The sequence below is a fragment of the Bradyrhizobium sp. JR4.1 genome (assembly GCF_040548605.1).
Classification (GTDB): domain Bacteria; phylum Pseudomonadota; class Alphaproteobacteria; order Rhizobiales; family Xanthobacteraceae; genus Bradyrhizobium; species Bradyrhizobium canariense.
In genome coordinates, this window is sequence record NZ_JBEPRY010000032.1 from 33,781 (window position 1) to 46,664 (window position 12,884).

Annotated in this window: 14 protein-coding genes and 1 pseudogene; 8 read left to right on the forward strand and 7 right to left on the reverse strand. The window is 59.6% G+C overall.

Features of this window, described 5'->3' with window-relative positions; all coding sequences use genetic code 11:
• Nucleotides 1-76 precede the first annotated feature (76 nt).
• On the forward strand, nt 77-2,047 hold the full coding sequence (locus ABIB90_RS36840; RefSeq protein ID WP_354171112.1) for a 4Fe-4S binding protein: 1,971 nt from the start codon (nt 77-79) through the stop codon (nt 2,045-2,047).
• Nucleotides 2,048-2,080: 33 nt separating this feature from the next.
• Here the strand turns inward: ABIB90_RS36840 and ABIB90_RS36845 are convergent, their stop codons facing one another.
• Both ABIB90_RS36845 and ABIB90_RS36850 read right to left on the reverse strand, forming a co-directional pair.
• A complete protein-coding gene (locus ABIB90_RS36845; RefSeq protein WP_007592772.1) occupies nt 2,081-3,370 on the reverse strand; it encodes a c-type cytochrome in 1,290 nt (429 codons plus the stop codon).
• Nucleotides 3,371-3,439: 69 nt separating this feature from the next.
• Nucleotides 3,440-3,661: a hypothetical protein gene (locus tag ABIB90_RS36850; RefSeq protein WP_354128785.1), complete on the reverse strand. Its 222-nt coding sequence runs from the start codon at nt 3,659-3,661 to the stop codon at nt 3,440-3,442.
• A gap of 168 nt (nt 3,662-3,829) precedes the next feature.
• On the opposite strand from ABIB90_RS36850, the gene ABIB90_RS36855 reads away from it, so the two are divergent.
• The 4 genes from ABIB90_RS36855 to ABIB90_RS36870 all read left to right on the forward strand — a co-directional run bounded on the left by ABIB90_RS36855 (nt 3,830) and on the right by ABIB90_RS36870 (nt 5,626).
• Nucleotides 3,830-4,099 carry a hypothetical protein gene (locus tag ABIB90_RS36855; RefSeq protein WP_354171109.1) on the forward strand — a complete coding sequence of 90 codons (270 nt, stop codon included), beginning with the start codon at nt 3,830-3,832 and terminating at the stop codon, nt 4,097-4,099.
• Between the two features lie 101 nt (nt 4,100-4,200).
• Nucleotides 4,201-4,323 (forward strand): hypothetical protein, encoded by a 123-nt coding sequence (locus ABIB90_RS36860; RefSeq protein ID WP_007592777.1) that lies wholly within the window; start codon nt 4,201-4,203, stop codon nt 4,321-4,323.
• Between the two features lie 455 nt (nt 4,324-4,778).
• A complete protein-coding gene (locus ABIB90_RS36865; protein ID WP_007592779.1) occupies nt 4,779-5,204 on the forward strand; it encodes a YybH family protein in 426 nt (141 codons plus the stop codon).
• Between the two features lie 245 nt (nt 5,205-5,449).
• Nucleotides 5,450-5,626: a hypothetical protein gene (locus ABIB90_RS36870; protein WP_245285875.1), complete on the forward strand. Its 177-nt coding sequence runs from the start codon at nt 5,450-5,452 to the stop codon at nt 5,624-5,626.
• 276 nt (nt 5,627-5,902) lie between these two features.
• Here the strand turns inward: ABIB90_RS36870 and ABIB90_RS36875 are convergent, their stop codons facing one another.
• The gene (locus tag ABIB90_RS36875) at nt 5,903-6,451 is read right to left on the reverse strand and encodes a helix-turn-helix transcriptional regulator (protein ID WP_198288336.1); all 549 of its coding nucleotides are present in this window, start codon (nt 6,449-6,451) and stop codon (nt 5,903-5,905) included.
• 625 nt (nt 6,452-7,076) lie between these two features.
• Here ABIB90_RS36875 and ABIB90_RS36880 point away from each other — a divergent pair.
• Nucleotides 7,077-7,868 carry a Crp/Fnr family transcriptional regulator gene (locus ABIB90_RS36880; protein ID WP_035992968.1) on the forward strand — a complete coding sequence of 264 codons (792 nt, stop codon included), beginning with the start codon at nt 7,077-7,079 and terminating at the stop codon, nt 7,866-7,868.
• Between the two features lie 280 nt (nt 7,869-8,148).
• On the opposite strand, the gene ABIB90_RS36885 is transcribed toward ABIB90_RS36880, so the two are convergent.
• Together ABIB90_RS36885 and ABIB90_RS36890 are read right to left on the reverse strand one after the other, a co-directional pair.
• On the reverse strand, nt 8,149-8,631 hold the full coding sequence (locus ABIB90_RS36885) for a phasin family protein (RefSeq protein ID WP_354171106.1): 483 nt from the start codon (nt 8,629-8,631) through the stop codon (nt 8,149-8,151).
• A gap of 844 nt (nt 8,632-9,475) precedes the next feature.
• Nucleotides 9,476-9,772 (reverse strand): annotated as a pseudogene (locus ABIB90_RS36890) (hypothetical protein); the annotation flags it as partial.
• A 239-nt stretch (nt 9,773-10,011) separates the two neighbouring features.
• Here ABIB90_RS36890 and ABIB90_RS36895 point away from each other — a divergent pair.
• Nucleotides 10,012-10,284, forward strand: a complete 273-nt coding sequence (locus ABIB90_RS36895; protein WP_166517484.1) for a hypothetical protein — start codon at nt 10,012-10,014, stop codon at nt 10,282-10,284.
• Nucleotides 10,285-10,296: 12 nt separating this feature from the next.
• Here the strand turns inward: ABIB90_RS36895 and ABIB90_RS36900 are convergent, their stop codons facing one another.
• The gene (locus tag ABIB90_RS36900) at nt 10,297-11,043 is read right to left on the reverse strand and encodes a LuxR C-terminal-related transcriptional regulator (RefSeq protein ID WP_354128789.1); all 747 of its coding nucleotides are present in this window, start codon (nt 11,041-11,043) and stop codon (nt 10,297-10,299) included.
• Nucleotides 11,044-12,011: 968 nt separating this feature from the next.
• On the opposite strand from ABIB90_RS36900, the gene ABIB90_RS36905 reads away from it, so the two are divergent.
• Complete coding sequence (locus tag ABIB90_RS36905; RefSeq protein ID WP_007592797.1) at nt 12,012-12,353, forward strand: H-NS histone family protein; 342 nt, start codon at nt 12,012-12,014, stop codon at nt 12,351-12,353.
• Between the two features lie 59 nt (nt 12,354-12,412).
• On the opposite strand, the gene ABIB90_RS36910 is transcribed toward ABIB90_RS36905, so the two are convergent.
• Nucleotides 12,413-12,643 carry a hypothetical protein gene (locus tag ABIB90_RS36910; protein WP_051058403.1) on the reverse strand — a complete coding sequence of 77 codons (231 nt, stop codon included), beginning with the start codon at nt 12,641-12,643 and terminating at the stop codon, nt 12,413-12,415.
• Nucleotides 12,644-12,884 lie beyond the last annotated feature (241 nt).

Genomic DNA, 12,884 nt, shown 5'->3' on the forward strand with positions numbered 1-12,884 from the left:
CATTCGTCGCCTTCTCGGAGGGATGAACCTGGAGCAGCCAGCGAAGACCATCCTGATTTGTTCGTGTGAAGACACGATGCGGCTTGACGTGGCCGCGATCAAGCGCGGATGCGACAATGACGACATCAGGAGTTTTCGTCACCTGTGCGGCGCCGAGCTCGACCACTTTGGCGCATGCGCAAAGGCAGAGGGCCCTCTGACCGTTGCCTGCACGTATCAGCAATCCTTGTTTGCGGAGCAAGCCGGCGATCGTTCCGCGCCGATTGCTTTCGTGAACATTCGCGAGACGGCAGGCTGGTCGACCGAAGGCACGCATGCGGGCCCCAAAATGGCAGCGCTGCTCGCAGCCAGCGCCGTGCAGGCGCCCGATTATCCACTTGTCACGCTTGCCAGCGACGGCGTCATCCTGATCTATGGCCGGGACGAGGCGGCGATCGAAGCCGGGCTGCTCCTTTCGGATCACCTCGATGTGACCGTGATGCTGAGGGAGCCGGGCGCGATCATCTCGCCTGTGGCAACGCCCTTCCCGGTCGTTAAAGGAACCATCCGTAACGCCAGAGGACATTTTGGCGCTTTCGAGCTCACCGTCAACGACTACGCTCCCCCGCGCCCCTCCTCGCGCGACCACTACGTCTTTGAAACTCCACGCAACGGCGCCACCTCGCGTTGCGACATCGTCATTGACCTATCGGGAGAGAGACCGCTGTTTCAGGCGCATGATCTGCGCGACGGTTACCTGCGGGCCGATCCCAAGGAGCCGGGCGCCATGCTGCGCGCCGTCCTGAGCGCGCGTGAACTTGTCGGGCGTTTCGATAAGCCTAAATATGTCGAGTTCACGCCCGATCTTTGCGCCCATTCGCGCTCGAATCTGACCGGCTGTCATCGCTGTCTTGATCTATGCCCCACGAATGCGATCACGCCAGCCGGCAATCATGTTGCTATCGATGCCGAGATTTGCGCCGGCTGCGGCCAATGTGCCGCCGCCTGTCCGACGGGCGCCGCGTCCTACGCGTTGCCGCCCGCGGACACCCAGCTTCAGACCATCCGCGCCATGCTGCTCGCTTATCATCAGGCGGGCGGATCGAACCCCGTCCTGTTGCTACACGACCGCCAACACGGCACGCCGTTGATCGACGCGCTGGCGCGGCACGGCGATGGCCTGCCTGCCCACGTCATCCCTCTGGCCGTCAACGAGGTGACGCAGATCGGGATTGAGGCTGTCATCGGCGCATTTGCCTACGGAGCGACCGCGTTCCGGCTTTTGCTCCGCGGCAAGCCGCGGCATGACGTGGCTGGACTGACCCAAACGACCAACATGGCAGAGACCATCCTTGCGGGCCTCGGATTTGAAGGGCGCCGGGTCACTGTGATCGAAACTGACGATCCGGAGTCAATGCTGGAGCACCTGAGGGGCATCGAGCGACTTGCCGCGGTGAACACGCCTGCGACCTTCAAGACCGTCGGCAAGCGGCGCGACCTGCTTCGCTTCGCGTTGAGCGAACTGCATCGGCTCGCACCGAAGCAGGTCGACGTCATTGCCTTGCCTCAGGGCGCTCCGATTGGCGCGGTGAGTGTTGATACCGGTGGATGCACGCTGTGCCTGTCCTGCGTTTCCGTTTGCCCGACGGGCGCGCTCCGCGACGATCCCGACCGTCCAGTGCTCAAATTCGTCGAGGATGCCTGCGTGCAATGCGGTCTCTGCCAGAGCACCTGTCCCGAGAAGGTCATAACGCTGAAGCCGCAGATCGATTTCCGCGCAGGCCGCGCGCCCGCGATTGTGATCAAAGAGGAAGAGCCTGCCCTTTGCATCCGCTGCGGCACGGCATTCGGCGTGAAGAGCACGATTGATCGCATCGCGGTCAAGCTCGAGGGCAATCATTGGATGTATCCGGCGGGCGACCAGCGCCTCGACGCCATCAGGATGTGCGCGGATTGCCGCGTGATCGTGATGAGCGAACAGCGGTTCAATCCGTTTGAGGGCGTGCCAGAACGCGCGCCGCCCCGAACCACCGAGGATTATTTGCGCCGGCCGGACAGCAAGACGTAGGCGCGACGTCCCTCGTCCAGGTTAGGGCCTCGCCTATTGCGAGGTCGCCCGGGCCAGGAAGTCGGTCAACGCGCGGCGGTCTTCGGCCGATCCGATGCGCTGCTCCGGCATCTTCGTTCCCGGCGTGTAGGCGTTGGGCCCGACTTCAAACAGCTTTGCGACGGTCTCGGGGCTCCAGACGATATCCATCGTCTTGAGCGCCTCGGAAAACCGATAGCCCGAGAGCGAGGCGATTTTCCGTCCGAACAATCCGGCAAGCGTTGGCCCTGCACGTTGCGGCTCCTTGTCCGACAGCGTGTGGCAGGCAACGCAAGCGCGAAAAATATCGGCACCATGATCGCCCGCATAAGCGGCCAGCGGATCCGCTGATGTCCCGAACAGGTTCGAATCGACGGGCTCACCGGTATACACGTTCCAGCGCCGGATCTTTCCGTCCGCACCTCCGGTCACGAGCGTTGCTGCATCATGCAGAAACACGACCGACCAGATCGGGAAAACGGGGCCCACGAGCGTCCGCAACACTCTCCGCGGCTTGCGCTGCACAATGGCAACCGTGCCGTCGATGCCTGCGGCGGCGATCAGCATCCCATCATCGGAAAGCGCCAAAGCGACGATCGGTGCCAAGCCCGCGGCCACCTGGCCCTCCAGCTCCCCGTCCCTCGTCAACATGCGCAGCTTGCCGTCAGCCCCTGCCGCGACGATCTCGCCATCGGGCGCGATGGCGACGGCGTTCAATGGCGCTGGCAATTCCACCGTCTCAGGCCGGCCCTCGGGCAAGCGCCAGATGCGCAACGCACGATCATAGCCGACGCTAACGAGCGACATGCCGTCTGGAGCGAAGGCCACACCGTTCACATTCTGCGCGTGACCTTCGAACACCCGGGCGGCGCCATCAGCCAACGACCAAAGGCGCACGCTATGGTCCCAAGAGGCCGAGGCGAGGCTCGATCCGTCCGACGCCACGGCGATTGCCACGACGGGAGCGGTATGCCCCTCGAGGACTTGATCAGGCTGTTGGCGGCCGGCTGTCCATACCGCCAGCCGGGCGTCGGACCCCGCGGTGACCATGCGGCCGTCCTGCAGGAAAGCAACGGCGTTAACGGCGTCCGCATGATACCTTAGCACCTCGCCCGCCGCGTTGGTCTTAAGCGACCAGCGGATGACGGAAGTGTCGAAGCTGCCCGACAACAGGCTGTCGCCATCAGCCGAAACGGCGAGCGCACGGACGGGGCCGCCGTGACCCGCAAGCTGCGCGTGCGCCGCTGACGCAGCAACAATCTCCAGGAGGGTTGCGGCAACCCGGGCGCACGAAGCCCATCGCATCAATCACTGCCAGCCATGGTCACTCTATGCCGTCAAGAATGCCCGAAATAAGTGTCCGCGGCACCGCACTTACTTCTTCGGCGCCACGACTTTCTTGGACGAGCCCTCGGGCGCCGCCTGCATCCCGGGCGGGCTCTGGCCCTGCGGACTCTCGGCGGGCGCGCCGCCCGAACCCGTATTAACCGGGCCGGTCCAGCCCTGTGGCTGCGGCTGGCCCCTCTCTTCGGGAACCGTCTGTGGCGCAGGCGCCCCCGTCTGACGGGATTGGGCGAGCGCACTATCGAAGGCCACGACCGCTGCCAGGTATAGTATGGATGTCAGTGCCTTCACGGCCAGATCCTCCTTCTGGGGCGCAAGCTTCAACGAGGAAGGATCGGTATCCGTTCCTCGACGCGCACTGCGTCAGTTCGCCCGCCGCCCGCAATCTTCCCTTGAATCGCGGCAGCGCGAGTCCTAGCCTTGGTTTTTGCTCGTCATGTCAAGGAAGAAGGCATGCTGGGGCAATCGAGGCCATTGCTGCGGATGATCTCATGGCTACGCGCCATGCGCGTGTTCTTGATCGCTCCAGAGCCAGCTACCCGAAAAGCCTCGCCTCTGCTCGCTTTTACGGTTGTCGTGCTCATGCTGCTCCTCCTCATATTGGAAGTGGACTTGCAAAGCGCCAACCTTCAATCGCTGGGGTTGATGAGCGATGCATTTTCGATCGACCCGGTTTTTAAGAGCCCCTAGACCCGGCAGCAACTGCGGGCGAGCTTGAGATCGTTCGCCACAGTTACTCACAGGAAGCGGCATCGTAAGATGAGTACGGTTGTAAATGATGGAGTTCGCGCATGAAGGCTTTTCTGCTCGGTTGCGCTGCTGCCGTTGTGATCGCAATTGCAGCAATGGCGCTCTTGGATCAGGTGCAGAAACCAGTTGCCCAAGCGTTTGCTACAACCGGTGTCCGCCTGTAAGACTGCCCGCCACAAGACGCGCCGGGGTGGCCGCTTGATGCTCGGCTACTAATCTCCACGAGGTGAGGCGCGGGCTTCCATGACATCGCTACAAAGCGATCCCCTTGTCGGAGTATCGACCGCGCCTCAAGGGCATAATGCGATCAGGCACATCAAGAGTGGCACTTCTCCCTTCTCAGTCGAAGTACGACGTTCAGCAACATGGGAACGCTCTTTGTTGGACCGGTGGCTTGCGGCCTGTCACTCTATCGGTGAACCTTCGATAACGAGCAATCAACCTCGTCGCTCGATCGCACCCGGTGCGGCCTTGTTCTTACCTGTCAATGTTGTTGACGGTAGTCCTCCGGAGTTGCTGTTGCGCCAAACGCGGTCTGGGATGCGGCGTTCAGCGCATCCACTCGACGTCAGGACAATTGCCGCTCGCATTCGTATCTACATCAGAATTGGAGATGATCATGCGCAGCATAGCACTGGTGATCGCATTCGTGATTTCGTTGACCGGCCTAGCATCGGCTCAGAAGGCCGAAATTGAAGTGATCAACGCCAAATGGATTGAAATGTTCAACAAGGGCGACTTCTCTGGAATTGGGTCACTCTACAGCACGGATGCGACTGCATTCCCGCCCGGCTCTGCGATGGTGCAGGGCCGAGCAGCCATCGAGACAATGTGGAAAGGCATGGCGGAGCAAGTTGGCGATCCGAAACTTACCACCGTTGACGTTAAGCCGCTTGGCCCTATGGCGGCACGCGAGATCGGCACCTTCGTGCTGAAGACCAAGGGACCGACACCACAGGAAGTGACTGGAAAATATGTCGTGGTTTGGGAAAAGGTCGGAAATGATTGGAAGCTCGCCACCGATATCTGGAACGAAGGCAAGTAGCATCGTTCGCAGGCCTGCTTCGCGTCAAAAGCTTCCGAACGTCAAGGCTGATTCATTGGCATGAAAGGGCGGGCCCTGCAGGCTTGCGCCTAATGGATTTTTCTGGATCTCCCGGTGCACACGTCGTGCACACGAAAGCCGGAGTGCACACGCGTGGCGACCTACACAAATTGCATCCGGAAACCGGCGCGTCCAAGTCCGGCGCAAGACCCGTTATGTGGCCGAGACGTTCCGAAGACGCAAGGATGGCGAAGGAAGAATGGGCGCTCGAAATGGAGCGCAACATTGACCGTAATGGATCGTCGAAGCCACGCGTGGTCCGGAACGTTCGCACGTTTGGCGATCTGATTGACTTGCACGACCAAGACATGCGCGAGGTCGGTAAGCCCCCTCGCCGATCAAAAGCTGCTGTGATGGCCTAGCTCAAGACCGAACTCGGCAGTGTGAAGCTGCCCGCTCTCAACAGAGAGTCGCTGATCGAGTTCGGAAGAAAGCGCGCCAAGCTGGGCGCTGGCCCCCGCGACACTGGCAATCGATTTGTCCTTCTCCGTACAATCATAACGAACGCCGCCGCCGTGCACGGTGTCGAGGTTTCAGCCGAGGAAGCCCGCCTCGCACGCGTCGCGTTAAGTCACCTCAATTTGGTTGGAAAGAGCAAAGAGCGTAACCGACAGCCCACGCAAGACGAACTCGACGAGCTAATCAAATACTTTGAGACGAACCGCCGGCAATTCATACCGATGGGACGGATCGTCAGACTGTTCCAGACGTTGCGCATTCGGTAGATTCGGCCTGTAAATTTGTGTCAGAAGCATACGCGACAGGCAATCATTGGACCACGTCTGACAGGTGAAAGCCTTTGCGACACGGGCCAGGCGCCCAGCTATGTGACGGGTGAAAGCCTGCGAAAACGAGGATGCGGAGTCACAACCAAGAGCGCGGCTGATTTCGTCGTTGATCTGGTTGCTTTCTCGCAAGGCCTTGGCGACGAGATTGACGCGCCAGCGCGTCGCGCGTCTCCAGCAGGCGCTGAAGCGCCGCACCCGAAAGCCGCTGACGTCACCGCTTGGGAGGCAGGATTCAAACTTTGTTGCGATATCACGGACGCTCACGATCTTTCCCGCGGGCGAAATGCCGCTTCGCCGCCTCCCGAAGATATGTTCAAGCACGTGCAGGATCTCACCCTGTGGATGGATTCCCTCCGTGAACGTCACAAGCAATTCGCCTAAAATAGGAAGCCGCACCAAGGGCCGATCTGCTCAATAGCAGGGTCGTTCGAACTTGCGGCACACTCGTTCGGCAAATGGTGACTTAGTGGGGAAGCCGCTCGGCGAGCCGCTTTGTCACCGGCACCGCCGATCACGTTGTCGGGAGCAACCGTCCGGTAGGATCCAAAAAGCACCGTTTGAAAAACCGTTTTAGTTCGGTCTTCTCAAACCGTGGATCGGCCTAAGGCTTTGCGAGGTGCGGTGGGCGGGGCCCAAACCTGGGACCCGCTGATTAAGAGTCAGCCACGAGTTAAGAACGTTCAATGATTAGGCGGTCGCCGCCTGAGCATATTCGGCCGAAAATTGGCATCCGTCGCACAGGCATAGAGCGTCCGCTTCGATGACACTCTTTCCGGTTCCCGAGAAGGCGGACGAGCGATAGGCTTGGCCGACATCAACTGCAATGCCCGCGAGCCTGCCGGTCTCCAGTTGGAGCCAATCGCAGGATCTAGCGGGATCGTGCGTGGCGGTGCCGTCGCACACGCACGACTCCCAATTGGAACCATATCTCCGGTGACCGATTGGAGCGCTGTTGAGTAGTGCAGACCAGCCGGCACCAGCCGGCAGGAGACCTAGCGCCGGACCTCCGTGGGGGACGAATCCCATGATGGACCACGCGACAAGAGTTGGTAATCGATTGTTAGCAGCGTTGCCGGCGGCGGATTTCGCTTTGCTTGCGCCTCACCTGCGGAAAGTCGTACTCAAGCGCGACGCCGTACTGGTCCGATCGGGAGATCGAATCGAGCACCTTCTCTTCCCCTGTGGCGGCGCGATTTCCTACATCGTGGACTTGCCGAACGGGCAGACTGCCGCCATAGCGGTGATCGGTCGTGAAGGTGCGATCGGTCTAACGTTGGCGCTTGGCACATCCCACTCATCCGTGACGGTAGTCGTCCGCGTACCGGGGCCCGTGCTGCAGATTCCGGCGGCGCAATTTTTGTCAGCTCTGGGGCGCAGCGCCGCGATCGCATCCATGGTGCAGATTTTCACGAGATCGCTGCTGACGCAGGTTCAGCACGTCGCGGCTTGCAATGCACTGCATTCCGTCGAAGCCCGGATGGCCTGCTGGCTGCTTCAAATTCACGACCGGGCGAATGGCAGCAATCTCCTCCCCTTGACCCAGGAGACTATGTCGGAGCTACTGGGCGTCCGACGCACCACGGTCACGCATGTTGTGAGGGCGTTGCGCGCGTCAAGAGCGTTGAAATCCAACCGCCGCGGTCAGCTCGAGATTGACCGGCCGCGGCTCGAAGCCGTGGCATGCGAGTGCTACAAGGTGATGAGCCGCAGGATCGATCGGATAATTTCGCGTGGCGGAGCAGGACTTATTCAAGCCGCGCCGGCGCGAGACGCCCGCCAGCCGCCCGGCGACCGACTATCCAGGGCAGGCTCGTAGACCCAGGCCTCTCGCGCGAACCACTCGTGTGTAGCCGCGCAGACCCGACAATAGGTGCGCGAGAAGAATACCGCGCTGCAGCGAAACCTTTCGCGATCAGTCTCGATACCCGTCGAAATAGCGTCGCCCGTTTCCGGGCATTTGATCATTACCACACCCATCTTCGTTTCCTGCAATCTGTTGCGGACCCTGAGCACGCTGGCCCGCCATCGACTGGACCGAGCGTCCCCTCGTCGCGGAAACGCCTGTCCAGTCGATCCGCGCGGCCGGTAGCCTCGGTTCAGACGGTCTTGTGCAGCACTCTGTTGAAGCTGGTCTTGATGGGCTCGGTCGTCTCGATCGCAACTTTCTGCGCGAGCTCCCAAAGCTCCCGATTCTGTGCGGAGACAACTTCGAAAGCCTCGCGGCTTCGGGCGGTCGAAAGATGCACGATATCCAGCAGCGACCTGGTCTCAGCGAGCCGGGATAAAAACTCCAGGGTGGCGCTGGTATTGTCTTTGGAAATCTCGATGACCTTGGCGCCGTAATCAACGGCCCCTCTGGCGTTCATAGAGCAGGCTTCACGGAGAATGTCGCTGATCTCCTCGGAAGTCGCTTTCATGCTCGCGATATTTTTCTTGGTCTGTGCGGCGCCCTGCTCGGCGAAGCCACGGAGGAGTTCCTGGAAATTCAAAAGCGGGAAATCGAACCTTGGTTTTGCACCATTCGCGTTCTCATTCACCGGATCGGCCTGCGTTTCGACTTTCACATTGGCATCATTCACGAGCTTTCATCCTTTCAAGCGAAACTAGTTAGTAGATTGAAGACCCCCCGCTCCCCGCACGTACTGCGCCAGAAAACTAGCGCCCCTGTTCTCGGCGTGACGGGATGCTGCTGCGGATGAACCGCTCGCCCCCCGCCGAGCCAAATATGATCGATTAAATTCGAACCATCCGTTCGCTTTCGGACTCTCGCTGAATAATTTGATGGGTTGCGACCAGGCGGAGCAGGCATAAGCTTTAAATCTGCGACGTTGCAGGGTTGCGCTCTGAGCTCGCGCGCCGTCCGAGATAGCCCGACCGGCGCAGCTCGCGCTGATGGTTCTCTTCTCGATCCACTCGGTCCCTGAGACTCTCAAGTTCCGCGAGTTGGGAGGCAAGCGCTTCAAGACGCTGGCGAAGAACAGCAGCGGGGTTGTCCACTCGAGCGCAGATTTTCATGTGAGGTCTCCTGGCAATATGTCCGCGAGAATTCCGCCAGCTTCGATGGTGGACAAAAAAATATGCAATCAGAGAAAAACGCGACTAACATTCGGATGCTGCGTTGCCGATAACGATGCGGCGGCGCGTTAATAGAGTACTCATGTGCCCAGGCGCGGCACGCTCCATTGGGCCAGGCTGCTCAGCATGCAACAACAGCGGGTCGAACCGTTGTTAATGCTCGGAGCGGGTTGCGCTCGAAAGTCGAGTGGCGGATCGCTCGCACTCGGGCTTGTGCCTCCGCTCGTCGTCTTCTTCATCTGCACAATCGACCCCTCCATATGCGGTCGGATCTCCGGAGTTCCCTCCCGTCGCGAAAGGTCCTTTGCCACCGGCCGCTCCGCCGGATCCGCCGCCACTGCCGGATGGCCCTCCAGTAGCAGATGCCCCACCACGCCGCCCCCCAGGTCCGCCACCGCCTCCAGGTGCCCCGCCGCCAGAGGACCCCGACGCTGCAGAGGACGGGCGGTCGTTGTCGAGGAACGACTGGCCCCTGTCGTCGCCATGCGTTGCTCCGTTCTGTCCGCCTGAACGCGCGATGGCCGTCGAGGTCAGCGATGTCGACAGCAGCAGCGTCATGACGGGGGGTGTCACGGCCGCGAATCTGCCGCAGGTTTTCAGGAACGCCCGCCGGTCGTCATCTTCATTGCCACTTTGGCTCACGATGCGCTCCCCTTGATTTAAATTTGCTTTATTCCTATTATATATTAAATAGACTTTCAACCAGAATTTTGTTTGAAAGATGGAGATTGCGAAGCGTGCGCCGCCAGCAGATTGCCAGCATTTCCATGGCCTCGGGCTTGCTCGCCCCGGCGCCGGGACCCCAATCTGGAGTGTCAAACTGATATTTAATATGCATATATCTGATTAGCTTGATTAAGGGCAGCGCACGACGGATGATTGCCATGCCACTGCAATTTCACCGGCCCATCGAAAACATGGAGATCTGGAGCGCGAGCGGCGATGGCTTCTCGTTTGTGATCAGCCTGGAGAGCCCTACCGGTCCAGGCTTTCACGGACGCTCCGGATACCTGGCGAGTTGGCGACCACTCTACGAGAACAATGGCGCGATCAAGATCAGCGGGTCGCCCTTCCGAACATTGGCTGAGGCCGAAGGAGCCTGCCGCAACATGGCCGAGCATCTGCGCGCCGCAACCGATGCTCACCGCCCAGCATGATGCGGTGTCCAGCTAACGCGTACCTTCCGGAAGGACATTGCTTCGCTTAACGTCCTCGTCGTTTCGAACCGCCGAATCCTGCTGTAGTAGGCCGGAAGAGGCGAGTTCACGTGCGGCCGCATGTTTCCCGTTTTGCGAAATTGCAAATGCCGCGAGAACTGTTCGATTGCTGATATCGAGCTTCTGGAAGATGTGGTGAAGGTGGACTTTGATCGTACCGTCGGTAATGTTCAGGAAACGCCCAATCTCCTTGTTCGACAGCCCCTCCGATACAAGTCTCATGATCTGCCGCTCCCGGTCGGTCAGCTGCGTCGGAGCCTTTTCCTCACCGGTGTGAGACTCCCCACGGACCTCGCCACCTGTGCACGGCGACCGCGATGCCGGTCCCTGGCGTTCCGCGACCTTCCTCAGGGTCGCGACCAGCATCTCCGGCTCAGCATCCCTCGTGAGGACGAGGCAGGCACGGCCCGCGGCCAGCGTCTGCAACCTTTGATCGCCGGCCTTTTCAGCGAAGAAAATGACCCGGGTACCCTGGCCAGCGGTGTTTGCGATCGCCAGAATGTCCGGTCGACTGATACTGGGCATTGCAATATCGACCAGTGCAATATCGGGCACCAGAAGTCGGATGGCCCCAATGCAGCTTGCAGTATCGCCGCAGGCGGCCACGATCGCAAAATCGCGCTGCGCCGCAAGGACGCTGCTGATCCCCTGCAAGACGATCGGATGCCGATCCGCGATGACGACTCTGATGCGGCGCATGCTTCCCCTGCCTATCCCTGATACCCCGCGCGGCAGTTTTTATTCCTGCATTCACCTCAAGACGCGCGGGAAGCACAACCAATCCGTTCTGCCAAAACGCCGCACTGTCGATTCGTCGCGGCGCGTATCGGCAACGCATGATGGCCACACCACTGTAACTCGCTTTGAGAATGCATGCAGCACCGTAGGATTGCGGTCCTCCACGGAAAATCCGAAGCAGCCGATTCATCTACAAAACAGCGCCTTCTCAGCTGGCTATGATCTGCAAAACTCTCCCGCAGATCTGGCGGTCCAGTATGTGGCTGCCTTGTCAGGATTGGTTAACAGCCATCAAGCTCATCACCGACCACTTATTACGAACGATATATAGTCACATTCATGATTCAAATCTAACATTCGACAAACTTGACCGGAGCGAGGCGGCTGAAAAGCCTCGACCCATAACACGGAGGAGGCTCAAAAAGTAAGACTATTCATCCAACATCAATATGAGGAGTGGAAATTTTCTAACCATTAATCAGACGTCTCGAACGATAACGGCTGCTTCGGCAGGGGCACCGATGAAAACCTGGTCAGCAAAGTTCGGGCGACATTTTCGTTAACCCGGCAAACTTCAATCTGCGGTCACGGGTCATCGCTGGTAATGAGTAGGTGGTCACATGTATTCTTCGGCTGTTTTGCGGCAAACGCATGAATCTCTGATCGTTCAATTCACTGAATTGCAGAATTTACGTAGTCGTGTGTCGATGGCCGAGCAGCGCTTGCTCGGCCCGATGCGAAGGGTCCGCCGGCGGAGACCGGCTGGGAGGCGACCGGCCGGTCGAAGGCACAGGCCCGGCTGGTAGCCCCAAGAAGTACCGCACTGCACACTAGAGTTCTGTGGGCAGGCCGATCAGGCTTGCCCGACGGGGCTTCGACCTGATAAGCCCCCCTCCTATTTCAAATCGGAAGTAGTGGGGACGGCTTCCATGGGGAACGACGAGTGGGCATCCGCGGCCACAGCCGAGCTTTGGCGGCTTTACGATGAAGTGACGACTGTTCTTAGTCGGAGAATGATTGCGGAAAAAGCCAAGCTCGAAGAGCGGCTTCGCAGGATCGAGGGAACTTCCGGGGCCCCCAACGGCGAACGTGCGCGCCGCCCCTACCCGCCAGTGCTGCCGAAGTATCAAAATCCGAAAAACCCGTCCGAGACCTGGTCCGGTCGTGGCAAGCAACCCCGCTGGTTGAAGGCGCAGCTCCGAGCCGGCAAGAAGCTGGACGATTTGTTGATCAACCGTTCATCCAGCCGCAAGCGCCGCCGCACCGGTTGAGCCCCGCGACGGGCGCGACGCCGTAGACACCGCTATGGCGCGGCTGTCCACAGCAACATCTAGCGATCGCGATCCTCTTTATTGTTCGGACTGCCGTCACCGCCGCCGTTGCCGTAGCCATTGTTGCCGTGCACAATATGACCGCCTGAACTGGCTATCGCGGCTGAAGTAAGAGAGGTGGACAGCAACAGCGTCATGGCAGGAGGGGTGACGGCGGCAAATTTTCCGCAGCTCTTCAAGAACTCACGACGATCTTCGCCGTCGGTATCAAGATGGGTCATGGGGATCATCCTGCAACACCAGCCCATCTTGCAGAATAGACCAAAATCATCCCGTGGCAACTGATGTATATTAATTTAACGATTTAAATTTGGTCACAGGCGTATTCGACTTCGCGGAGCAACAGATTGAAACGACATCTGCCTCGGAGAAGATCCCCCAATCTCCACCCGTGCGCAGCACACACCCTCCTGTTATTTAATTTGACATTTAATTCGCGCAGTTTTAATCATAGAATTAAATTTGTAGGCA